Here is a 21521-nt window from a genome sequence, read left to right as displayed (position 1 = left end):
GGCGGGAGAAGGCGCGCCGGCCGGGCAGGCCGGCGCCTCAGTCGAAGAGCGTGGCGTCCAGATGCGGTTCGACCGATCCCGAATGGTGACCATGGGCCAGCCAGTCGGCCAGGTGGGCGCCGAGTTCCCGGGCGTCGTCGTCGACCCCGTGGATGAAGCTCGACTTGCGCCGGCGCATGAACGGCAAGCCCAGGGCGTAGAGCCCCGGGGCGTCGACCACGCCGCCGTGGTGCTTGAGCTGCCCCTTGCGGTCGAGCACCGGCACCTGCAGCCACGAATAGTCGGGCCGGAAGCCGGTGGCCCAGACGACGGTGCGTATCTCGCCGCTGGCGAGGTCGAGGCCGAGGCGTGGCGAGTCCGGCACCCGGGTCGGCGCCAGGCGCTCCGGCGGCCCTGCCCCGCGGTCCAGGCCGCTGTCCCTTGCCCAGCCGTCGATGGCATCGAGCAGCCGCCCCAGCTTGAGGTCCGCCGCTGCACAACGGGCCGACAGCGAGCCGGAGAACTGCAGCTTGCCATCGCGCAGTCCGGCCAGGCGCCCGACCAGCTCGACGCCGCGGTCGGTCAGCGCATTCAGGTCCAGGGTCGCCTGGTCCACGCTGCCCGCGAGCTGCGGCGAGGGCACGCGCCGGGCGCGGTCGATGTCGTCCACCTCGTCGAAGCGCTGGTCAAGGATGCCGGCCGCCTCCATCCACCACTGGATGTCCCGGCCCCGGTAGCGCCGGGGCATGCGCACGTGCTCGCCCACGGCCAGCGTCACCGGTCGTCCGGAGCGGTGGATCTCGTCGGCGAGCTGCAGGCCGGTGGCGGAGGCGCCGACCACCAGTACGCCGCCATCCGGCAACTGGCCCGGGTTGCGGTAGTCCCGGGCCGTCACGCTGGCGATGGCCGGCGGCAACTCGGCGGCCAGGGCGGGGAGTTGGGGCAGGTTGAAGGCGCCGCTGGCGATCACCACCGCCCGGCAGCGCCAGTCGCCCCGGTCGGTGATCACCCGGTAGCCGTCGTCTGCCGGCCGCACCGACAGCACCGTGGTGCCGGTCTGCACCGGGGCCGACAGCCGCCTCGCGTAGGCATGCAGGAAGGCGACGACCTCCGGCATCGTCATGAAGCCGTCGGGGTCGGGCCCCGCATAGCGGAGCCCGGGCAGCCGACATTGCCAGTTGGGGGTCAGCAGGCGCAGCGAATCCCATCGCTCGTGCCGCCATGAATGGGCCACCTCGCCGCGCTCCAGGAGCACGTGGTCGATGCCGCGCCGACCGAGGTGGTGGCTCATGGCGAGCCCGGCCTGTCCCGCGCCGATGACCACGACGGTCACGGCGCGGGCGGGACCGCGTTGCCGATGGCGAAGGCCGTCGATCATTTCACGCGTACCGAGACGTTGGTGGGGTTGGTGAGGGCGTCGTAGACCGCCGAACGCTTCTGGGACTGGGCAACCAGCGCCTCGATTTCCTCCCGGGAGGCGTCGGCGTCGATCTCGAAGCTGACCCTCACGTCGTCGAAACCGTTGCGCACATCGCTGTCCATGCCCAGGATCCCCTGGATGTCCATGCTGCCTTCCAGGGTGGCAGTCACCGAGCGCAGCTGGATCTGGCGGTTCTGGGCGACGGCGGCGATGCCCGCGGTCAGGCAGCCGGCGAGGCCGACCAGCACGTACTCCACCGGGGTCGGGCCATGGTCCTCCGAGGCGAACACCTCGGGATGGTCGGCTTCGAAGGTGAAGCGGGTCTTGTGTCGCTGCTCCTCGCCCAGGCCGTGGTAGCCCTCGATGGTGGCCCGGCTGTGGGTGCCGTTGACCCAGTCGCATCTGGCTCGCCAGGTGAAACGGGCGGCCTCGGGGGCCTGTGCCAGGGCTTCGCGGGCGCCCAGCAGGGCGGTGACGTTGACGCCGTTGTCGATAGGGTGGGTGGCGGTCTGCATGGGGTCTCTCCTCTGGATGTTGTCGTTGTCTGACCGGTGGGTTGATCGGTCAGACACGAGATTGCGCCGGGGCCGTGGGACCCAGCGTGGGAGAGGGCGTGGTTTTTCAGGGGGCGGGCGTGGAAGAGCTGCCGTCCGCGGGGGAAACGAGCTGGAAGGCCCAGACGCGATCCATCGGCATGCCGGCCTGATGCTGGGCCAGGCGCACCGACTCGGCGTCGGGGGCACGGTAGAGGCAGATCATCCGCTTGCCGCTGAGTGAGAAGAAGGTGCGCACGAAGCGCACGCGGTGGTTCTGCAGGCAGGCCGAGCCGGCGTCCTCGAGCGCCTGGATCGCCTCGACGGTGACCGGTTCATCGAAGGAGCGCTCCACCAGCACGTTGGCGCCGGCCAGGTCCGTGGGGGGCGGGCCCGGGGCATCGTGTACCGTGCCGGCCCACAGCCCGGTGACGTCCGCCCCCGCCTGGCGCAGCCCGATCCGCGCCGCTTCCGCATCCGGGGCGTGGAAGTGGCAGAGCAGCCGGTGGCCGTCCTTCGCCAGCAGGCTGCCCTGCCAGGCGATCCGGTGCAGGTCGAAGCACGCCTGCGCCCCCAGCGTCAGTGTCATCACGAGCTCTGCCCCGAGCGGTTCCTCGAAGTATCGCTCGACCAGGACGTCGATCATGTTTCCCCCTCCGCTTCCCTGTCGGCCAGCAGGTCGGCGACCCGGTGGCGGGCCCAGCGGGCGACCGGGGCCCGCTCGAGCTCCGCCATCGCGGCCGCATGACGCCGCCGGGCGACCGTGTCGCCGGCGGCACGATGGGCCTCGGCGAGCACATAGTGGGCCAGCAGCTGCTCGGTGGCCCGCTCCAGGGTCTGTGCATGCGCCAGCGCCTCCCCGGCGCGTGGCATGGCAGCGGTCGGCCGGCCTCGCTCAATGTCCAGCAGGGCCGCATGGGCCAGCAAGTACGAGAGCCGGTGCTTGGCGTCGGCGTGGCGCAACGCCGGAAGCGACTCCTCGAGCGGTGATGGGTCGTCATCGATGGCATAGCGACATAACGCCTCCGCGGCACGGGCGAACGGGGCCTCGCTGCCGTCGCGAAGCCGCTCGCCGATCTCCATGAGGGTGGCGCAGCGTGACCGTGCGGCGGCGAAGCGGGAACACTCGACATCGATCATCATCAGGTATTCGTTGGCCTGGAACTCGCCCAGGCGGTCCCCGGTGGCCTTGCACAGGGTGCGCGCGTCCTTGAAGTGCTCATCGGCCTCGGCGAGCCGGTTGTCGTGCCATGCCAGCAGGCCGAGGGCCATCGGGATGGCGGGGTGGCTGATCCGTCGTCGCGCGGCCAGGGTCCGGGCCTCCGCCACCATAATGGTCGCCTGGTCCAGGTCGCGCTCCAGCATGGCCAGGCACTTCGCCGTCTCCGCCATGGCCACGACCTGGTCGTGGTCGTCGGCGCTACGGGTCACCCGTTCGGCCTGCAGTGCCTCCTCGCGGGCATCCGCCCACTGGCCGTGGGCCCAGCGAACCTGGCTGGCCAACTGGTAGCCGAGACGGGCGTGGGCGAGGGCGCCATGCTCCAGCGCCTGCTCGGCGAGGGCCACCAGCTCATGGGCGGTGGTTTCCCAGTCTTCCAGCGGGGCGGCGCTGAGCATGATGTCGCGCAGTTCCAGCATGAGGCAGACACGCTGGGTGTCGGAGAGCTGCCCGACCAGGGCCTCGCCCTTGTGGGCGAACCGCAACGCTTCATCGTTGGCGAAGAAACGCAGGCAGAGTCGCCCGGCGGTGATCATGGCCTGGGCCGCCAGCCCCGGATCGCCACTCAACTGGGCGTGGTGGGCGAGCACAGCGGCATGATCGAGGTCGCAGGCCGTCTCCTCGGTCAACCATTCGGCGATGCGCCGGTGCATCACCTGGCGCCGCGCCGGTGAAATGCCCTCGTAGAGGCGGTGTGCCATCCGGGCGTGGGAAAAGCACAGCCCGCGCTCGGTGGCTTCGAGGAGTTGCAGGCGCTCGGCCGCCTCCAGGGATTCACCGATCCGGTTGGCGTCCAGTCCAGTGAATCGGCTCAGTGATGCCGCATCGATGCAGGGCGACAGCACCGCCGCCCAGTGCAGCGTTTCCAGGGCGTCTGCATCGAGTCTCGCCAGCGCCTGGTGCATCCGCGCGTCGAGCGCTGCCCCGTCGGTGCCGGCCGGTGGGACATCGGTGGATCGGGCCGGGGGTGGCGCCTCGGCTGCCGGAGGGCCGAGCGGCTCCCGCCTGGCTCGCACCAGCGCGCCTGAGGGGGTGATGCCCGCCTCCTTGATCAACCGCATGCCCAGCTGGAAGTGCTGCTCGGCCTCGCGGGGGCGGCGAAGGGTCAGCAGCAGGCGGATCAGGCGGGCACGGGCGTCTTCGTCGAAGGGCGACAGCCGGACCAGGGCATGGGCGTGGGGCAGGGCCCGCTCGGGAGCATCCCCCAGACGCTCGACCAGCGCCGACAGCAGCGCTGTCTGGGCGCGCATGGCACGCTCTCGTTCGGCCAGACACCAGCTGTGGAAATCGTGGAAGTTCGCCAGGTCCAGGCCTTCAAGGAAGGGGCCGCGATAGCGCATGGCGGTCACTTCGAGGGTCTCGGTGTCGGCGTTTGCCACCCCCCGATCGGTCAACCGGTACAGAAGGGCTATATCGATATCGATGTCCGAGGTGTCGAGGCCGACCGTCAACCGATCGGCGATGAGGCGCGTGCGGCCAAGGGTATCCACCAGCCGGCGAAGCTTCGACAAGCTCCAGCGCAGTGAGCCGCGGGGATCGTCCGGCAGTTCCCACAGCAGGTCGCAGAGGTGCTCGCGACTGAATGAGCGGGCATGCAGGGCGAGGTAGGCGAGCAGGGCACGGGTCTTCTTCGATGGGGGGAGTGGCAATGGCTGGCCGTCTCGAAGCACTTCGAGATCACCGAGCAAGTTGAGGGTCAGCGCGCTCATATCGCTAGCCCCGGGTGAGATAGCCCTTCCAGTATAGCGCGGCCGCCCATGCCGCCCATGCCGCCCATGCCGCCCTCGGCCCGATATCGCCCGGATGAGCCCGCTGCCGCTGTGGTGCACCGTCACGCCCGGAGCGGCGACTTCCACGCCGGCCGCTGGAAAAACCACGCTGGCTACCACGATCACTTCCTCGGGCCCGCCCGATACTCCTGGCAGTGGCAGACACAACCGACGCCCCGAGGAGATCGACATGGCCCGCTACGACAGCATCCTGGAGACCATCGGTCGCACGCCGCTGGTCAGGCTCGACACGTTTGCTTCCCCAGGGGTGAACCTCTACGCCAAGGTCGAGGCGTTCAACCCCATGGGCTCCGTGAAGGACCGCATGGCACTCGCGATCATCGAGCAGGCCGAGCGCAGCGGCGAGCTGCGCCCCGGCCAGACGGTGATCGAGGCCACCAGCGGCAATACCGGGATCGGGCTCGCCATGGTGTGTGCCCGCAAGGGCTATCCGCTGGTGGTAACCATGGCGGAGAGCTTCAGCGTGGAGCGGCGCAAGCTGCTGCGCTACCTGGGCGCCCGGGTGGTGCTGACCCCGGCCTCGGAGAAGGGCACCGGCATGCTCGCCAAGGCCATCGAGCTGGCCGAGACGCATGGCTACTTCCTGTGCCGCCAGTTCGAGAACGAGGCCAACGCCGAGGTGCACTCCCGGACCACGGCCCGGGAGATCCTCGACGACTTCCGGGGCGAGGTGCTGGACTGCTGGGTCTCCGGCTTCGGCACCGGCGGCACCCTCAAGGGGGTGGCCCGCGCCCTGAAGCAGGCGGACCCGGCGACCCGTGTCGTCGTCGCCGAGCCCGACAATGCCCGGCTGCTGGGCAGCGGCCTGGTTCAGCTGCGTCACGCCGGTGGCGTCCCCGCCAGCCACCCGAGCTTTCGCCCCCACCTGATGCAGGGGTGGAGCCCGGACTTCATCTCCCGGCTCACCGAAGAGGCGCTGGCGGCCGGGCTCGTCGACGAGCTGGTGCCGGTGGCGGGTAGCGAGGCCCTGCGGCTCGCCCGCGAGCTTGCCCGCCGGGAGGGCATCTTCGTCGGCATCTCCAGCGGCGCCACCCTGGCCGCCGCCCTGGACGTGGCCCGGCGCTCGCCCCCGGGCAGCAACATCGTCTGCATGCTGCCGGATACCGGCGAGCGCTACCTCTCCACCCCGCTGTTCGAGGGCATCGGCGAGCAGATGAACGACGAGGAGCTGGCCCTGTCGCGTTCCACGCCGGGCTATCGCTTCGACACCGTGCCCGCCGCGACCCGGCAGCCGCAAGCGGAGCGGGGCGAGCGGGTGGAACTGGATGCGGAGGCCGAACGGTGCGTCGACGGGATCGTGGCGGCGGAGCCGGTGGTGATGTTCGCCCTGGAGTGGTGCGAGTTCTGCTGGTCGGTACGCAAGCTGTTTGCGCGGCTGGGCATCGAGTATCGCAGCCTCGACCTCGATTCGGTGGCCTACCAGGCGGACGACCTGGGGGGCAGGATCCGCGCCGTGCTGGCCGAACGCACCGGGGCCAGGACCATTCCCCAGATATTCATCGGTGGCGAGCATGTCGGCGGCTGTAGCGAGCTGTTCGACGCCTGGCGTGACGGCCGGCTGCGCGCTCGTCTCGAGGCGTGCAGCATCGACTACCGCGGCGACGTCGACCTCGATCCCTACGACCTGCTGCCCGGGTGGCTGCACCCCCGCACAGCGACGGCGTGACGGACCCCGTGACCTGCCCATCCATCGAGGAGACCCTGCCATGTCCTTTATCCAGACCGTGGCACCCGAGCAGGCCTCGGGCGAGGTGCTGGCGATGTACCAGCGCCAGCAGGCCCACTTCGGCTACCTGCCCAACTATGCCAGGGCGTTCAGTCACCGCCCCGATGTGATGGCGAGCTGGGCGACCCTGCTGGCGACCATTCGCCGCCATGTCGATCCCCGGCGGTTCGAGCTGGTGACCCTGGCCGCCGCCCAGGCGCTGGGCAACTCCTACTGTGCACTGGCCCATGGCAGGGCGCTGGAGGGGCTGCTCGGTACCGACGATACCCGGGCCATCGTCGCCGGCGATGAACGGAGCACGCTGACCGAGGCGGAACGCGCCATGATGGAATTCGCGCGCCTGGTGGCCCGGGATGCGAGCAGGGTGTGCCAGGGCGATGTCGACCGGCTGCTGGCGCTGGGCTTCGCCGACGAGGAGATCTTCGACATCGTCACCGTGGCCGCGGCGCGGGCCTTCTTCACCAAGGTGCTGGATGGCCTCGGCACCGAGGCGGACGCCGTCTTCCGGGAGATGGCGCCCGAGTTGCGCGAGGCGCTCACCGTGGGGCGGGCCATCGCGGCAGCCGAGTCCGACAGGCGGCTACGGAACAGCCATGAGGCCACCAGGCTCACCACCCGGGGCATGATCAGATAGACCACCAGGGGCACGATGGTGGCGGCGACCAGGCCGTGGCGGATGCCCCAAGGGTCGAGGGCCCGGCAAGTGCCGGGCCCCACACCGTTTAGCCCTTCTGGGCGGTGTAGCTCTGGATCAGGTTGGCGTAGGCGGGCAGGTGACCGGCCAGCAGGCCGCCGAAGCCCTCGATGTCGTTGCGCCAGTCGCGGTGCAGCTCGCAACCGACCCCGAACCAGGTCATCAGCTGGGCGCCGGCCTGGGACATGCGATCCCAGGCGGCGTCACGGGTGGTCTGGTTGAAGGTGCCGGAGGCGTCGGTGACCACGAACACCTCATAGCCCTCCTCCAGGGCCGAGAGCACCGGGAAGGCCACGCACACCTCGGTGACCACGCCGGCGATCAGCAGCTGCTTCTTGCCGGTGGCCTTGAGGGCCGCCACGAACTCCTCGTTGTCCCAGGCGTTGATCTGCCCGGGGCGGGCGAAGTAGGGGGCGTCGGGGAAGGCTTCCTTGAGTTCCGGCACCATGGGCCCGTTGGGGCCATCCTCGAAGCTGGTGGTGAGGATGGTGGGGATCTCGAAGAACCTGGCGATATCGGCCAGGGCCAGCACGTTGTTCTTGAAGTCGTCGGGGCTGAAGTCGCGCACCAGCGAGAGCAGGCCGGCCTGGTGGTCGACCATCAGCAGGGCGACATCGTCCTTGTTCAGGCGGTTATAGGCATAGGACATCTCATTTCTCCTTTGCTACCTCGGATGGAGCGCCCGGCGGGGATGCCGGGCGCGATCGGCCGCGGCGATGCCGCTAGCCATTCAGGTTGCCGAACTTGCCTTGCTGGAAGTCGGCAAGGGCCTGGTGGATCTCCTCCGCGCTGTTCATGACGAAGGGGCCATGGCCCACCACCGGCTCGTCGAGGGGCTCGCCGCCGAGCAGCAGCAGCCTGGCATCGTTGTTGGCCTCCAGGCGCAGCGCATCGCCCCGACGCTCGAAGGCCACCACCGCCTCGTCGCGTACCACGGCGTCGTCGTTGACCTGCACGGTGCCCTCGAGTACCACCAGCAGGCTGGTATGCCCCTCGGGCACCGCCAGCGAGACCTCGCCGCCTGCCTGCAGGCGCAGGTCCCAGAGGTCGATCGGCGTGAAGGTGCGGGCTGGCCCTCGATGGCCCCGATACTCGCCGGCGATCACGCGCAGCTCGCCGGCCCGTCCCGGCAGCGAGACTCGTGGGATCTCGGCGTCGAGCAGGGTCTGGTAGGCCGCGGGCGCCGACTTGTGTTCGGCCGGCAGGTTGACCCACAGCTGCACCATCTCCAGGGAGCCTCCGCGCTCGGTGAAGGCGGGGGAGTGGAACTCCTCGTGGACGATGCCCGCCCCGGCGGTCATCCACTGGACGTCGCCCTCGCCGATGCGCCCGCCGCCGCCGCTGGAGTCGCGATGCTCGAGCTCGCCGCGGTAGACCAGGGTCACGGTCTCGAAGCCGCGGTGGGGGTGAGCGCCCACGCCGCGGGGCCGCTGTGCCGGTGCAAAGTCGTGGGGGCCGGCGTGGTCGAGCAGCAGGAAGGGGCTGAGGTGCCCGGCACCCAGGCGGTCATAGGAGAACAGCGAACGGACGGGGAAGCCGTCGCCGACCCAGTGGCCGCGGGGGGCACCGTAGATGCCGAGAATCTTCTTCATGGTGTGGCTCCTGTTCGAGTGAGGGGCGCTTGCCCGATGCAGGAAGCCTAGGAGGGGAACGATGAAGGCGGTAGAGGGTATAATTCACACTCTCCGTTCCATGAATAGGACGACAAGGGCGGCTCAACCATGCAGGATCTCAACGACCTCTACTACTTCGCCCAGGTGGTAGAACACGGTGGCTTTGCCCCGGCCGGCCGGGCCCTGGGCGTTCCCAAGTCGAAGCTGAGCCGGCGCATCGCCCAGTTGGAGGAGCGCCTGGGCACCCGGCTGATCCATCGCTCGACGCGCCACCTGTCGGTCACCGAACTGGGCCAGGCCTACTACCGCCACTGCGTGGCGATGCTGGTGGAGGCGGAGGCCGCCGAGGAGCTGATCCAGCGCAACCTCGCCCTGCCGCGGGGCACGGTGCGACTGAGCTGCCCGCCGAGCCTGCTGCACTACCTGATCACGCCGCTGCTGGTGCGCTTCATGCGGCAGTGTCCCGACGTGGCGGTGCAGGTGGAGGCCACCAGCCGCCGGGTGGACGTGGTCAGGGAGGGCTTCGACATGGCGATCCGGGTGCGCTTCCCGCCGCTGGAGGACAGCGACCTGGCCATGAAGGTGCTGTCGCGCAGCCCCCAGCGGCTGATGGCGGCGCCCGGCCTGTTCGGAGGCACGCCGCTGCCGCGCGCCCCCAGCGACCTGGCACAGCTGCCGAGCCTGGACTTCGAGCAGGTCGACAAGCAGCACGTCTGGGAGCTGGACGGACCGGACGGCATGACCGCCCAGATTCGACATCGGCCGCGGTTGGTCACCGACAACGCCGAGACCCTGCACCAGGCGGCCCTGAACGGCCTCGGTGTGGTCAAGCTTGCCCTGCTGGTGGCGGGGCGGGATCTCCAGGCGGGCCGGCTCGTCGACGTGCTACCCGGCTGGGAGCCGCGGGGCGGCATCCTGCATGCCGTCTTTCCCTCGCGGCGCGGGCTGCTTCCCTCGGTCCGGGCGCTGCTCGACTTCCTGGGCGACAACATCAACGAGCTGGACTTCACTAGCCTGGCGTCGCAGTTCCCGGGAGGGGAGTAAGGGCGTCTGCTGGCGGGTGCCGGGTGATTCCCTCGCGTCGCTAGCGCGAGGGTTCAGCACAGCCGGCTGCCGAGCAGCAGCAGGCCGGCATCCAGGCTGTGCCAGCCCCACCAGGCCAGTGCCAGGGCGCCGGCGGTGGTGAGCGCGGCGGAGAGGACCAGGAGCCGATGACTGTGTGTCATGCCTGGACCTCGCTGGGCGTGGAGCGGCTGATGGGCTGTTCGCTGATGAACCAGTGCAGGGCCGCCGCCGCCACCGAGAGCAGGATGGCGAGCTGCCACACCAGGTCATAGTCGCCGTGGAGATCGTAGAAGTAGCCGCCCAGCCAGACGCCCATGAAGGAGCCCAGCTGGTGGAAGAGGAAGACGATGCCGCCGAGCATCGACAGGTGGCGCACACCGAACACCGCGGCCACGATGCCGTTGGTCAGCGGCACGGTGGAGAGCCACAACAGGCCCATGGCGATGCCGAACAGGTAGGCGCTGGCGGGGCTCAACGGGAAGACGATGAAGGCGGTGATCACCACGCCGCGGATGAGATAGAGCCAGGTCAGCAGCCGCGACTTGGAGAAGTGGCCGCCGAGCCAGCCGGCGGTGTAGGTGCCGAGGATGTTGAACAGCCCCACCAGTGCCAGCACGGTGCTGCCCACGTGCACGGCGATGCCGTTGTCGAACAGGTAGCCCGGCAGGTGTACGCCGATGAATACCACCTGGAAGCCGCAGACGAAGAAGCCCAGGCAGAGCAGCCAGAAGCCGCGGCGGCCGGCGGCCTCGTCGAGGGCGGCCCGCAGGCTGATGTCGCTGTCCTGGCGGGGCGAGGGGCGGTCCCTGAGCATGCCGCCCAGTGGCACCATCAGGGCCGCCAGGGCGCCCATCACCAGCAGTGCCGCCGACCAGCCCAGCCACTCCAGCAACCCGAGGGTGCCCGGCAGCATGGCGAACTGGCCGAACGAGCCCGCCGCGCTGACGATGCCCATGGCCATGCTGCGTTTCTCCGGTGCCACGGCGCGGCCCACGGCGCCGAGAATCACCGAGAAGGTGGTGCCGGAGAGCCCCAGGCCGATCAGCACCCCGGCGGACAGCGACATGCCCAGTGCGGAATCCGAGAGCCCCATGAACGTCAGCCCCAGGGCATAGAGCAGCCCGCCGATCGCCACCACCCGGGCGGCGCCGAAGCGGTCGGCCAGGGCCCCGGTGAAGGGCTGGGAGAGCCCCCAGAGCAGGTTCTGCAGTGCCAGGGCGAAGGCAAACACCTCGCGCCCCCAGCCGAGCTCGCTGCTCATCGGCTCCATGAAGAGCCCGAAACCATGACGCAGGCCCATGGCCACGGAGATGACCAGGCTGCCCAGCAGGACCAGCAGCAGGGTATGGCGACGAAGGGCGTCCATATCGAGATGCCTGTTTGCAGACTAATGAGTTGCCACTATCGCGCGTCCTCGGCCTGCTGGCCATAGTCGCTTTCCTGCGACAGTGCTGTCGCCCAAACGCCACATGGGTGATGTGGCCGCTCTTCGCTAGAATGGGGGCCCGGATCATCACAAGGAGATTTCCATGCCCCGGCGCCTGTTGACCCTGTTCGTTGCCTTGCTCGCTGTCCTGCTGGTGGCCGGTTGCAGCTACCAGCCGGCGCGTATCAAGTCCGAGCCACTGATCGTCATCGATGACGACCGCGGCCACTCCCACGGCGGCCGCTTCTGCCCGCCGGGGCAGGCCAAGAAGGGGCGCTGCTGACCTTGCACGGTCTTTCCTTGCTCCGGGCTTGGCGTGACCGGGGCAGGGGATATACTGATTGGAAACAGTGTTCGTTCAGTAGTGCCCGAGCCGCCATCCGCCCACAGAGGCAGTCATGGTCACGGACCGTGAGAGAAGGCGTACCGAGCCGGGAACGCAGGGAGCCGATCACCCGTTCATTGCCTTGCGAGGTATTCGCCATGATGACTCCCATGCGCCTGCTGATGCTCGCCGTGGTAGCCGGTACCCTGACACTGGCCGGTTGCAGCTATACCCCGGCGCGCATCCATTCCGAGCCGCTGATCGAGATCGACGGCTTCAGTGGGCATCGTCACCACGATCGCCATCGCCGCGTGGAGCGACACTACTACTACGATGACCGTCGCCGTGGCGGCTTCTGCCCGCCTGGGCTGAGGATGCAGGGCCGTTGCTGAGGCGAGGTCGAACGAGGATGCGATGAAGCTCTTCTATCACCCCGACCAGGAGCGCCATGCGCCGCCCACCTTCCTGCTGCGTGGCCGGACGGTGGCCTCCCCCGAGGGGCCGGTCCGCGCCGAACTGCTGGCCGAGGGTCTCGACCGCGCGGGGCTCTCGCTGACCACGCCGGCCGATGCCGACAGTCCGATCCTGCGGGGGCGGCTGGCGCGGGTCCATACGCCGCGTTACCTCGATTTCCTCGAGACCATTCATGCCCGCTGGAGTGAGTTGCCGGATGCCGCCGAGATCGTCGCCCCCAATGTCCACCCCTGCGGCGGCGGGCACCACTATCCCCGGCATCCGGTGGGCCGGGTCGGCTGGCACATGCACGACATGGCCTGCCCCATGACCGCCGACAGCTTTGCCGGCATCCTGGCCAGTGCCGCCAGCGCCGAGGCCGCCGCCGAGGCGGTGCTGGCGGGCGACCGTGCCAGCTATGCGCTGTGCCGCCCGCCGGGGCACCATGCCGGACCGGAGCGGGCCGGCGGCTTCTGCTTCCTCAACAACTCGGCGCTCGCCGCCACCGTGCTGCGCGAGCGCTTCTCGCGGGTGGCGATCCTCGATGTGGACCTGCACCACGGCAACGGTACCCAGGACATCTTCTATCACCGCGGTGACGTCTGGACCGGCTCGCTGCACGCCGACCCGGCCGATTTCTACCCCTTCTTCTGGGGCAGCGCCAACGAGGAGGGCCTGGGCGAGGGGCTGGGGACCAATGTCAACCTGCCGCTGCCGCTGGGCAGCGACGGGGCGGTGTTCCTCGAGCATCTCGACCACCTGATCGTGCGCCTGGCCGATTTCCGTCCCGAGGCCGTGATCGTGGCGCTCGGGCTGGACGCCCACAAGGCGGATCCCCTGGCCGGCCTGAGCCTGGAAACCGACGACTTCGCCCGGATGGGCCGACGGCTCGCCGATATCGGCCTGCCCACCGTGCTGGTACAGGAGGGGGGCTACCCCACCGAGCACCTGAGCGAGAACCTGGCCACCTTCATGGGTGGCTTCACCGGTGCCTGAGCGGTACCCTCGATCCGAACACCGGCTTGCGTTACGCCCATCCACCGCAAAGCGAGCAACGTCATGACCGTCCACTACCGCGACAGCAACCTCCGCCTGAGCCAGGCCGCCGTTCACAACGGCACCGTCTGCCTCTCCGGCCAGGTGCCGGAGGCCTGAGATGCGCATCATCACGGCTGAGCAGGTGGGCGCCTCGCTCGAGGACCTGGCCGCCGCCATCGAGGTCTGGGAGCAGCTGGCGGCACGCCCATGACGGTGGGCCGCACCGGCCGCTTTCGCTATCCGTCACGGAAGGACGCTGATGATCATCGCTTTCATGGACGGCCTGCTGCGCCTGGCGCTGTTGCTCTCTACCGCCTGGGGCGCGCTGGCGCTGGCCCATCGGCTGCCGTTGTCGACGGCGGGCCGAAGGTTGGGGGTGGCGGGCTGGGTGGCCGCAGGCGGGTTCTGGCTGTGGCTGCACTGGCTGGGCGCGAGAGCCGCCCCGCTGGCCGGCATGGCGGTCCAGATGGCCGCGCTGCTCGCCTGGTGGCGCGGCCTGCGACCGTCGAAGGACCTCGACTGGGCCGAGGACGTGGCGCACCTGGCCACCGGCGAGGTCGAGGGCAACCGGCTGACGCTGCACCATGTCCGCCACTTCACCTGGCTGACTCGGGACGAGGCCGTGAGCGCCTGGGAGACCCGGCACTACGACCTGGACCGGCTGTCGTCGGTGGACCTCTTCATCTCCAGTTGGGGCCGTCCGGGCATTGCCCATGTGCTGATCAGTTTCGGTTTCCAGGGCGAGCAGGGCGATGACGGCGAGTTCGTGGCCTTCTCGGTGGAAGTGCGTCGCGAGCGACACGAGCGCTTCTCGGAGATCGGCGGCTTCTTCAAGCAGTACGAGCTGGCGATCATCGCCGCCGACGAGCGCGATGCGGTGCGCCTGCGTAGCAACGTGCGCGGCGAGCGGGTCATCCTCTACCGTGTCACCCTTTCGCCCGAGGACCGACGCGAGTTGCTGCTGGCCCTGGTCAAGGTGGCCAATCGGCTCGACCACGAGCCGCGCTTCTACCACACCATCACCGCCAACTGCACCACCCTGGTGTTCGCCATGATGCGCCGCATCATCGAGGGGTTGCCCATGGACCACCGCCTGCTGCTGACCGGGCTGCTGCCCGGCTATGTGCACGACCATGGCGGGCTCGTCGAGGGCTACTCCCTGGCCGAGCTTCGCCAGTTAGGGGATATCACCGAGCGTGCCCGCCGGGCCCATGAGGCCACGGACTTCTCGCGCCGCATCCGCCAGGGCGTGCCGGGCTGGGAGTCGTTCGCCGGCCCGCACGAATAAAAGCGCCACGACGGCGAGCGTCGTGGCGGCATGCGGCTCCTCCCTGGGCATCGTCCCGATGCCATGGCCCCTGCCGTCAAGACCTGGGCCTCCCTCGGGTGCGTCCCGCACCCTCGCATCCCTGGCGTGGGGGGTGGCAGTGTCCCTTGCCTGTCCCGCCTGGCGGGCCCCTCCTTTATCGCGCATCAGGATGACAGTCCGATCACCGGGCGATGACGATATCGTGACGGCGAGCGTGGCTCACTTCTCCAACGAGCCGAGCAGGCCGCGCAGCAGCGACAGCTCGCGGCGCGAGGGCCGGGCGCGGGCGAACAACGCCTGCAGCTGCGCCTCGGTGCGGGCGTGGGGCTGGGTGAGGAAGCCGCTTGCCTGCATGACCCGGCTCAGGTGGTCGTGGAAGTGGGCGAGCTGCTCCCGGGTCGGCTGTCGCTCCCCGGCGGGGCGGGGTGGCCGGTAGCCGCTGCCGGGGCGCCGGCGCCAGGCCTTGAACACCTCGTAGGCGAGCACCTGTACCGCCTGGGCCAGGTTGAGGATGCCGTAGTCCGGGTTGGCGGGAATGCTCACCTGGTGACTGCAGCAGCGGATCTCGTCGTTGGTCAGGCCGAAGCGCTCACGTCCGAACACCAGCGCCACCGGGTCATGGACGGCATGCGTCACCAACTCGCCGGCCATCGCGTCCGGTTCGTCGAAGTGGGGCAGCGGCAGGCTGCGCAGCCGCGCGCTGGCCCCCACCACCTGCACGCAATCGGCCACGGCCTCCTCGAGGGAGGCCACCAGCCGGGCCTGGTCGACCAGGTCCTCGGCCCCGGCGGCCAGGCGCGAGGCCTCCGGGTCGGGAAACTGGCGCGGATTGACCAGCACCAGGTCGGTGAGGCCCATGGTCTTCATGGCCCGCGCCGAGGCGCCGATATTGCCGGGGTGGTAGGTCTGGACGAGGACGACGCGGATGTTGTGGAGCATGTGGCAGCTGCTGGTGGAGTGGGGCCTGTATTCTAGCGGTAGGACGTAAAGCTGTAAGCCCTAAGCTGTAAGCGCGAAGAAAACCCCCAAAGCCATGGAGTGGGGATTTACGGCTTATAGCTTACAGCTTAAAACTGAAAAACCCCGCCGGTCTCCCGGCGGGGTTCGATCAGGCGAATGCCTGGGAGGTCAGGAGGCGTTGTCGGGTAGCAGCAGGGCATTTCTGCCCCGCCGCCCCCTAAGAACCGTACGTGCGAGTTTCCCCGCATACGGCTCAAGCCTCTGTAAGCCAGTGATCACACTGGCCGGCTGTCACTTACCCTTGCACTCGTTGCATTGCTCCCGTCCCGCAGGCTTAGTGTGGGACGCTTTCCAGCCATCGGCTGGATAGTGGTTCCGGGAGCAGCTCTTTTCCCAGTGATATGCATCACTACCAGTTTCTTTGTAGTAGTAAAGAGGCGCTGGATCAGACATAAGTTCTATCCTTGTTTGCGATGAGAGGACTAGCTTCCTATGGCCGTAGGCTTAGTAAAATTAGTACACCACCGAACGAGGCGTCAAACCGGTCTTGTTGAGTGCAGTTGCCGATGGCAGTTGGGATGCAGCAGTACCAGATTCTCCAGCTCGTCACCGCCACCCTTGTGCCGTTCCACCACGTGGTGGATGTTCCACCCGGTTTCCCAGGTGATGAACTGTTGGCACATCGGGCAGCGCTTGCCTTGCCGGGACCAAAGCGTCTGCAGCTTCTTCCTTCCCTTCGTCGATTCCTTCCAGGAACGTTCCAGCCGCTCCTCGAAATAGGTCTCGAACGCCGGGTCGAAAGGATTCGCTTCCGCCTTGATCTTGGTATGCCGCTTGATCGGCACATCGCTGGCATAGAGCAGATACGCTCGCTTGCCGCCGGGATACTCACCCTGGAAGACCCATTGGCGCTTGCCTGCTGGAGGGAAGTACTTCCCCTTGATCCAGCGCTTGCGCCGGCTCAGGTGCCGTCTCTTGCACCATTGCCATAGCATCTTCCAGATGCGGTAGTCCACGTAGTTGAACGTCTCTTTGGCCGCAACTCCCCGATGGTAGTTGGTCCAGCCCCGAATCATCGGGTTGAGCTGATCCACGATCCACCAGGCAGGCATGGTCTTGTTGGCGTTCAACAGCCTCCTTACATTGGCCAAGAAAGTCTTCACGTTCTTGTGACTCGGCTTGATCAGGCACTTGTCACTGTACTTGCGAATATTCTGGCCCAGGAAGTCGAAACCCTCCGCTATGTGCGTGACAACGGACTTCTCCACCGAAAGGGTGAGCCCACGCTCGGCCATGAAGGCCTCGACGATGGGTTTCACGTCCTCCTCCAGCAGCTCCTTGGAGATGCCGGTGATGATGAAGTCGTCCGCGTACCGCACATAATTGACCTTGGTCTTGTAGCTGGCCTTGGTGTTCTTCCTCCCGAATTGGGATTCGAGCACCGCTTCCAAACCGTCAAGCGCCATATTGGCCAATACCGGCGAGATGATGCCACCTTGCGGTGTTCCCGCCGTCGTCGGAAGGAGCCGTGAGGACTCCATGTATCCCGCTTTAAGCCACTTGCGGAGGACCGTCCTATCCATAGGGATATTCCGGACCAGCCACTCGTGGTCGATGTTGTCGAAGCACCCCTTGATGTCGCCTTCGAGTACCCACTGAGCCGAGTGCTTGCGGCTGAGATTGACGAAGCATTGCTCAATCGCATCCGCGGTGGCTCGCATGGGCCGAAAGCCGTAGGAGTTCCGATCCGCCGTCGTTTCTGCTACCGGTTCGAGCCCAAGCAGGAACAGAGCCTGCATGGCGCGATCCAGCATCGTCGGGATTCCCAGCGGCCGACGTTCACCGTTGGCCTTCGGGATATAGACCCGACGAAGCGGCCTGGGCTTGTAACCCTTCCGCTGCAAACGGAAGATCGCTTCCCACTTGTCATCCGGGGTCTCCCAGCATGCCCCATCGACACCAGGCGTCTTCTTGCCCTGGTTCTCGGTGACGCGTTTCACAGCCAGTGCTCTGGCTGAGAACGAGCGGACCAGCATGCGTTGCAGGGATTTTACCCTGCGCCACTTCTGGTCATGGGCAGCCTTCGCGATCCGTACCTGTAGCCTCCTCACACGGCGATGGCAGACCTTCCAATCGATGGTGTGCCAGCTCGATGCCGAGTGGGAGAATGCAGGTACGCTTTCCAGAGTACTCATCTTGCTATCCTCCTCTGAGCATTGACGAAAAATGCCCCGAGGGGTGAAGACGGCACTATCCCCTTGCGGGGAAGGTGAGCCTCACCCCGCAAGGGCATTCGTACTGTCCATCCAAACCGCGGATGGTGCTTATCAGGCGGCTTTACACGCCTTCACGCGATCAGAGACCAGACAGAAGTCAGCACGCTTTCGCGTCGGGGCAAAGTTCGAACCCCTATCCCGTCCATTACAGACGGGCATTCGCTTTTTCTGTCCTCCTCTACCCGCACCTCCAACAGCTTGCCTTGCGGCTCGCCTGCCCGAGGGCAGAGATACGGGCTTACCGAGTTCCTTTCCTTCTACATGAGTGGGTTAGACCCTGCCTATCCACCGGTAGCCGTGCGTCAGCGTATGCCCAGATGTAAGAGGCATAACCGGCTACACACCTTTTGGTTGAAGCCTGTCAGCAACTTTGGCTCCTTGCGGTTGACGGTGTTTATCAGCAGTTCACTTGCGTTGGTCGTACCACCCAGCCTAGCGTCTCATCCGCCTGTTGCTGGCAGAGTCACTGGCGTGCCTCGCGGCACAGACAGTCCACCGAGGTGGGACTACATTGTCAGGGAGCTTCGCACACCACCGTTGCCAGTGATGCACTACCCCTAGGCTACTGTTGGCTGAACAACAGGTCTCTTTACCCCGAAATACACCAAGGTGAGACAATAGCAGGAAAGGCTTGCGCCACTAGGTGCTAGCAAGCTTTGTAGACACGGCAATCTCTGCTACATCATCCGGCCATTTGGCCGAACTTCAGCATTGATAGATCCGTCGCCGTGAGGCGAGGACTCGGGGTTTCCCCCAGACACCGAGAACGGTACACCCTAGTTACAGGTGACCGGTATCCGGGTCTTGAGAAAGCCCCGGATACCGGGTTTAGCAAATTGCTTTTTCTGCGGGTGTGTGGCCACCGACTCTAGGGTCGGTGACCACAATGATGTAGCCCGCTAGGCTAGCTACCTAAGCGACTCTCGTCGCACTACATCATGCCGCCCATGCCACCCATGCCGCCCATGCCGCCCATGTCCGGAGCAGCGTCCTTCTCTTCCGGGTCGTCGGCGATCATGCACTCGGTGGTGATCATCAGACCCGCCACGGAACCGGCGGACTGCAGCGCAGAGCGGGTCACCTTGGCCGGGTCCAGCACACCCATCTCGAACAGGTCGCCGAACTCGCCGGTCTGGGCGTTGTAGCCGAAGTTGCCTTCACCCGCCTTGACCTCGTTGAGGATCACGGAGGCTTCCTGGCCGGCGTTGGTGACGATCTGACGCAGCGGTGACTCCAGGGCGCGCAGCGCGATGGCGATACCGTGGGTCTGGTCCTCGTTGTCGCCCTTGAGGTCCTTGATCTTGGTCAGCACGCGGATCAGGGCGGTACCACCGCCAGGCACCACGCCTTCCTCGACGGCGGCGCGCGTGGAGTGCAGGGCGTCCTCGACGCGGGCCTTCTTCTCCTTCATCTCCACTTCGGTGGCGGCACCGACGCGGATCACGGCGACACCGCCGGCCAGCTTGGCGACACGCTCCTGGAGCTTCTCGCGATCGTAGTCGGAGGAGGTTTCCTCGATCTGGGCGCGGATCTGGTTGACGCGGGCCTCGATGTCACCCTCGCCACCGGCACCATCGATGATGGTGGTGTTTTCCTTGGACATGGTGATGCGCTTGGCGCTGCCCAGGTGGTCCAGGGTGGCCTGCTCGAGGGTCAGACCCACTTCCTCGGAGATCACGGTGCCGTTGGTCAGGATGGCGATGTCCTGCAGCATGGCCTTGCGACGATCACCGAAGCCGGGCGCCTTGGCGGCGGCGACCTTGACGATGCCGCGCATGGTGTTGACCACCAGGGTCGCCAGGGCTTCGCCCTCGATGTCCTCGGCGATGATCGCCAGCGGCTTGCCGGCCTTGGCGACGGCTTCCAGCACCGGCAGCAGTTCGCGGATGTTGGAGATCTTCTTGTCGACCAGCAGCAGGTAGGGGTCTTCCAGCTCGACCGCCATGGTGTCCTGGTTGGTCACGAAGTAGGGCGACAGGTAGCCGCGGTCGAACTGCATGCCTTCGACCACTTCCAGCTCGTCTTCCAGGCCACGGCCTTCGTCGACGGTGATGACGCCTTCCTTGCCGACCTTCTCCATGGCCTCGGCGATGATCTCGCCGATAGGCGCGTCGCCGTTGGCGGAGATGGTGCCGACCTGGGCGATGGACTTGCGCTCGGTGCAGGGCACGGCCAGGGCCTCGATCTCCTTGACCGCGGCGATGACGGCCTGGTCGATGCCACGCTTGAGGTCCATCGGGTTCATGCCCGCGGTCACGCCCTTCATGCCTTCGGTGACGATGGACTGGGCCAGCACGGTGGCGGTGGTGGTGCCGTCACCGGCGACGTCGGAGGTCTTGGAAGCGACTTCCTTGACCATCTGGGCGCCCATGTTCTCGAACCTGTCCTTGAGTTCGATCTCCTTGGCGACGGAGACGCCGTCCTTGGTCACGGTCGGGGCACCGAAGGATTTCTCGAGCACCACGTTGCGGCCCTTCGGCCCCAGGGTGGCCTTCACGGCGTTGGCCAGGATATCGACCCCACGGGCCATGCGCTTGCGGGCGTCGTCGGAGAACTTGACTTGTTTTGCTGCCATTTTCGAAGTCTTCCTATGAGTTCGTGAACGTCAGATTTGAGCGGTATTCGTGCGAGTCTCGGCGTTGCTTCGGGCTGTTCAGCCTTCGACCACGGCCAGGATGTCGGACTCACTCATGATCAGGACTTCTTCGCCGTCGATCTTCTGCTTCTCGACGCCGAAGCCCTCCTTGAAGATCACGGTATCGCCGACCTGCACATCCAGCGAGCGGACATCGCCGTTGTCGAGAATCCGGCCATTACCGACGGCGAGTACCTCGCCTCGAGTCGGCTTTTCCTGGGCGTTACCCGGGAGCACGATGCCGCCAGCGGTTTTCTGTTCTTCTTCCACGCGACGGATGACGACGCGATCGTGCAAGGGACGGATGTTCATTGCTCACGTTCTCCTGATGGTTTGCTGTGCCATGACGTCACTGCCATGGCGGTTCATCATCACCCTCGCAGTCGGGCCGCGAGGTGGAGGCGACGAATCGCCTTCCTTGTCGATGGCCCGGGGCTGACCCCGTGCCGAAGCCTGTTGCTGAGCGAGAAGTGGGGGCTGGGCAGGGGCTTTCAAGGGCGCCGAAGAAAAAAAATTCATGCCCGCCCTCGCTCAACGGCGCCGCTCGTCGCGGCCGATGAAATCGCCTTCCAGGGGGGCCTCCCGGGAGTCGCTGCCGGAAGCTTCCTGCTCCTGCCGTGGGGCGTCGTCCCCGCGGCCGGCCTGTTGCCAGTCGGCCGCGGGTCCCTGGTCGGAGCGGGAGCCACAGCGGTGCACCGTGCGGTGCTGCAGGCGGATGCCGAGCCACCCCAGCAGGCGACCGAGCAGGCGCCGGGCATCGGGAACCAGGCAGATGAAGCCCAGGGCGTCGGAGAGGAAGCCCGGCGCCATCAGCAGGGCGCCGCCGAAGATCAGTGCCGCCCCGGTCAGCAACTCGCCGGAGGGCACCTCGCCCCGGGCCATGCGTTCCTGGGCGCGGGCGAAGGTCGCGACCCCCTCGCGGCGTATCAGGTGCAGGCCGATGAAGCCGGTGGCCAGTACCAGAAGCAGCGTGGTCAGCAGGCCGATCTGGCTGCCGACGGAAAACAGGATGACGAAATCGAGCAGGGCGAAGAGGGTGAAGGCGAGCAGAAAGGGCATG

At 67.2% G+C, this 21521-nt stretch carries 20 protein-coding genes; 7 read left to right on the top strand and 13 right to left on the bottom strand.

Annotated elements, in window-relative coordinates; translation table 11 throughout:
• Window positions 1–37: 37 nt before the first annotated feature.
• The 4 genes from CR157_RS00705 to CR157_RS00690 all read right to left on the bottom strand — a co-directional run bounded on the left by CR157_RS00705 (window position 38) and on the right by CR157_RS00690 (window position 4860).
• Window positions 38–1357, bottom strand: a complete 1320-nt coding sequence (locus CR157_RS00705; RefSeq protein WP_110281636.1) for an NAD(P)-binding domain-containing protein — start codon at window positions 1355–1357, stop codon at window positions 38–40.
• On the bottom strand, window positions 1354–1914 hold the full coding sequence (locus CR157_RS00700) for an OsmC family protein (RefSeq protein WP_110281635.1): 561 nt from the start codon (window positions 1912–1914) through the stop codon (window positions 1354–1356). The genes CR157_RS00705 and CR157_RS00700 overlap by 4 nt, the downstream gene beginning before the upstream one ends.
• 106 nt (window positions 1915–2020) lie before the next feature.
• Window positions 2021–2578, bottom strand: coding sequence for a DUF4242 domain-containing protein (locus CR157_RS00695; protein ID WP_110281634.1), 558 nt, complete (start codon window positions 2576–2578; stop codon window positions 2021–2023).
• A complete protein-coding gene (locus tag CR157_RS00690) occupies window positions 2575–4860 on the bottom strand; it encodes a hypothetical protein (RefSeq protein WP_110281633.1) in 2286 nt (761 codons plus the stop codon). The genes CR157_RS00695 and CR157_RS00690 overlap by 4 nt, the downstream gene beginning before the upstream one ends.
• 250 nt (window positions 4861–5110) lie before the next feature.
• Here CR157_RS00690 and cysK point away from each other — a divergent pair, with 250 nt between their 5' ends.
• Window positions 5111–6607, top strand: a complete 1497-nt coding sequence (gene cysK, locus CR157_RS00685; protein WP_110281632.1) for a cysteine synthase A — start codon at window positions 5111–5113, stop codon at window positions 6605–6607.
• 40 nt (window positions 6608–6647) lie between these two features.
• Window positions 6648–7301, top strand: a complete 654-nt coding sequence (locus CR157_RS00680; protein WP_110281631.1) for a carboxymuconolactone decarboxylase family protein — start codon at window positions 6648–6650, stop codon at window positions 7299–7301.
• A gap of 88 nt (window positions 7302–7389) precedes the next feature.
• On the opposite strand, the gene ycaC is transcribed toward CR157_RS00680, so the two are convergent.
• Window positions 7390–8010, bottom strand: a complete 621-nt coding sequence (gene ycaC / locus CR157_RS00670; RefSeq protein WP_110281630.1) for an isochorismate family cysteine hydrolase YcaC — start codon at window positions 8008–8010, stop codon at window positions 7390–7392.
• Between the two features lie 73 nt (window positions 8011–8083).
• Window positions 8084–8953, bottom strand: a complete 870-nt coding sequence (locus CR157_RS00665) for a pirin family protein (RefSeq protein WP_110281629.1) — start codon at window positions 8951–8953, stop codon at window positions 8084–8086.
• 129 nt (window positions 8954–9082) lie between these two features.
• On the opposite strand from CR157_RS00665, the gene CR157_RS00660 reads away from it, so the two are divergent.
• On the top strand, window positions 9083–10018 hold the full coding sequence (locus tag CR157_RS00660) for a LysR substrate-binding domain-containing protein (RefSeq protein ID WP_110281628.1): 936 nt from the start codon (window positions 9083–9085) through the stop codon (window positions 10016–10018).
• Window positions 10019–10071: 53 nt separating this feature from the next.
• Here the strand turns inward: CR157_RS00660 and CR157_RS22920 are convergent, their stop codons facing one another.
• Window positions 10072–10200 carry a hypothetical protein gene (locus CR157_RS22920; RefSeq protein ID WP_258364031.1) on the bottom strand — a complete coding sequence of 43 codons (129 nt, stop codon included), beginning with the start codon at window positions 10198–10200 and terminating at the stop codon, window positions 10072–10074.
• Complete coding sequence (locus CR157_RS00655; protein WP_110281627.1) at window positions 10197–11405, bottom strand: MFS transporter; 1209 nt, start codon at window positions 11403–11405, stop codon at window positions 10197–10199. Before CR157_RS00655 ends, CR157_RS22920 begins: the two co-directional genes overlap by 4 nt.
• A 163-nt stretch (window positions 11406–11568) precedes the next feature.
• On the opposite strand from CR157_RS00655, the gene CR157_RS00650 reads away from it, so the two are divergent.
• From CR157_RS00650 to CR157_RS00630, 4 genes are all read left to right on the top strand, one after another.
• Complete coding sequence (locus CR157_RS00650; RefSeq protein WP_110281626.1) at window positions 11569–11748, top strand: hypothetical protein; 180 nt, start codon at window positions 11569–11571, stop codon at window positions 11746–11748.
• Window positions 11749–11948: 200 nt separating this feature from the next.
• Window positions 11949–12182 (top strand): hypothetical protein, encoded by a 234-nt coding sequence (locus CR157_RS00645; protein ID WP_240569357.1) that lies wholly within the window; start codon window positions 11949–11951, stop codon window positions 12180–12182.
• A gap of 22 nt (window positions 12183–12204) precedes the next feature.
• Window positions 12205–13239, top strand: coding sequence for a histone deacetylase family protein (locus tag CR157_RS00640; protein WP_110281625.1), 1035 nt, complete (start codon window positions 12205–12207; stop codon window positions 13237–13239).
• Between the two features lie 301 nt (window positions 13240–13540).
• On the top strand, window positions 13541–14569 hold the full coding sequence (locus tag CR157_RS00630) for an Lnb N-terminal periplasmic domain-containing protein (RefSeq protein WP_110281624.1): 1029 nt from the start codon (window positions 13541–13543) through the stop codon (window positions 14567–14569).
• A gap of 240 nt (window positions 14570–14809) precedes the next feature.
• Here CR157_RS00630 and CR157_RS00625 read toward each other — a convergent pair whose 3' ends face one another.
• From CR157_RS00625 to CR157_RS00605, 5 genes are all read right to left on the bottom strand, one after another.
• On the bottom strand, window positions 14810–15529 hold the full coding sequence (locus CR157_RS00625; RefSeq protein ID WP_110281623.1) for an RNA methyltransferase: 720 nt from the start codon (window positions 15527–15529) through the stop codon (window positions 14810–14812).
• Between the two features lie 557 nt (window positions 15530–16086).
• Entirely contained in the window at window positions 16087–17745 is a 1659-nt protein-coding gene (gene ltrA, locus CR157_RS00620; RefSeq protein ID WP_110281622.1) for a group II intron reverse transcriptase/maturase, read from the bottom strand.
• Window positions 17746–18757: 1012 nt separating this feature from the next.
• The gene (groL, locus tag CR157_RS00615; RefSeq protein WP_110281621.1) at window positions 18758–20401 is read right to left on the bottom strand and encodes a chaperonin GroEL; all 1644 of its coding nucleotides are present in this window, start codon (window positions 20399–20401) and stop codon (window positions 18758–18760) included.
• 78 nt (window positions 20402–20479) lie between these two features.
• Entirely contained in the window at window positions 20480–20773 is a 294-nt protein-coding gene (locus CR157_RS00610) for a co-chaperone GroES (RefSeq protein WP_110281620.1), read from the bottom strand.
• A 219-nt stretch (window positions 20774–20992) separates the two neighbouring features.
• On the bottom strand, window positions 20993–21520 hold the full coding sequence (locus tag CR157_RS00605) for an FxsA family protein (protein WP_110281619.1): 528 nt from the start codon (window positions 21518–21520) through the stop codon (window positions 20993–20995).
• Window position 21521: the final 1 nt, after the last annotated feature.

This window comes from Halomonas sp. LBP4, assembly GCF_003202205.1.
Classification (GTDB): Bacteria; Pseudomonadota; Gammaproteobacteria; order Pseudomonadales; family Halomonadaceae; genus Halomonas; species Halomonas flagellata.
This window is presented reverse-complemented; position numbering and strand designations above follow the sequence as displayed.

What these genes read in the sequence shown, in the direction of transcription:
- CR157_RS00695 (WP_110281634.1), bottom strand. Translation starts at nt 2,578, where the DNA reads ATGATCGACGTCCTGGTCGAGCGATACTTCGAGGAACCGCTCGGGGCA.
- CR157_RS00655 (WP_110281627.1), bottom strand. Translation starts at nt 11,405, where the DNA reads ATGGACGCCCTTCGTCGCCATACCCTGCTGCTGGTCCTGCTGGGCAGC.
- CR157_RS00605 (WP_110281619.1), bottom strand. Translation starts at nt 21,520, where the DNA reads ATGCCCTTTCTGCTCGCCTTCACCCTCTTCGCCCTGCTCGATTTCGTC.
- CR157_RS00610 (WP_110281620.1), bottom strand. Translation starts at nt 20,773, where the DNA reads ATGAACATCCGTCCCTTGCACGATCGCGTCGTCATCCGTCGCGTGGAA.
- cysK (WP_110281632.1), top strand. Translation starts at nt 5,111, where the DNA reads ATGGCCCGCTACGACAGCATCCTGGAGACCATCGGTCGCACGCCGCTG.
- CR157_RS00705 (WP_110281636.1), bottom strand. Translation starts at nt 1,357, where the DNA reads ATGATCGACGGCCTTCGCCATCGGCAACGCGGTCCCGCCCGCGCCGTG.
- CR157_RS00700 (WP_110281635.1), bottom strand. Translation starts at nt 1,914, where the DNA reads ATGCAGACCGCCACCCACCCTATCGACAACGGCGTCAACGTCACCGCC.
- CR157_RS00665 (WP_110281629.1), bottom strand. Translation starts at nt 8,953, where the DNA reads ATGAAGAAGATTCTCGGCATCTACGGTGCCCCCCGCGGCCACTGGGTC.
- CR157_RS00660 (WP_110281628.1), top strand. Translation starts at nt 9,083, where the DNA reads ATGCAGGATCTCAACGACCTCTACTACTTCGCCCAGGTGGTAGAACAC.
- ycaC (WP_110281630.1), bottom strand. Translation starts at nt 8,010, where the DNA reads ATGTCCTATGCCTATAACCGCCTGAACAAGGACGATGTCGCCCTGCTG.
- groL (WP_110281621.1), bottom strand. Translation starts at nt 20,401, where the DNA reads ATGGCAGCAAAACAAGTCAAGTTCTCCGACGACGCCCGCAAGCGCATG.
- CR157_RS00640 (WP_110281625.1), top strand. Translation starts at nt 12,205, where the DNA reads ATGAAGCTCTTCTATCACCCCGACCAGGAGCGCCATGCGCCGCCCACC.
- CR157_RS00690 (WP_110281633.1), bottom strand. Translation starts at nt 4,860, where the DNA reads ATGAGCGCGCTGACCCTCAACTTGCTCGGTGATCTCGAAGTGCTTCGA.
- CR157_RS22920 (WP_258364031.1), bottom strand. Translation starts at nt 10,200, where the DNA reads ATGACACACAGTCATCGGCTCCTGGTCCTCTCCGCCGCGCTCACCACC.
- CR157_RS00650 (WP_110281626.1), top strand. Translation starts at nt 11,569, where the DNA reads ATGCCCCGGCGCCTGTTGACCCTGTTCGTTGCCTTGCTCGCTGTCCTG.
- CR157_RS00630 (WP_110281624.1), top strand. Translation starts at nt 13,541, where the DNA reads ATGATCATCGCTTTCATGGACGGCCTGCTGCGCCTGGCGCTGTTGCTC.
- CR157_RS00625 (WP_110281623.1), bottom strand. Translation starts at nt 15,529, where the DNA reads ATGCTCCACAACATCCGCGTCGTCCTCGTCCAGACCTACCACCCCGGC.
- CR157_RS00645 (WP_240569357.1), top strand. Translation starts at nt 11,949, where the DNA reads ATGATGACTCCCATGCGCCTGCTGATGCTCGCCGTGGTAGCCGGTACC.
- CR157_RS00680 (WP_110281631.1), top strand. Translation starts at nt 6,648, where the DNA reads ATGTCCTTTATCCAGACCGTGGCACCCGAGCAGGCCTCGGGCGAGGTG.
- ltrA (WP_110281622.1), bottom strand. Translation starts at nt 17,745, where the DNA reads ATGAGTACTCTGGAAAGCGTACCTGCATTCTCCCACTCGGCATCGAGC.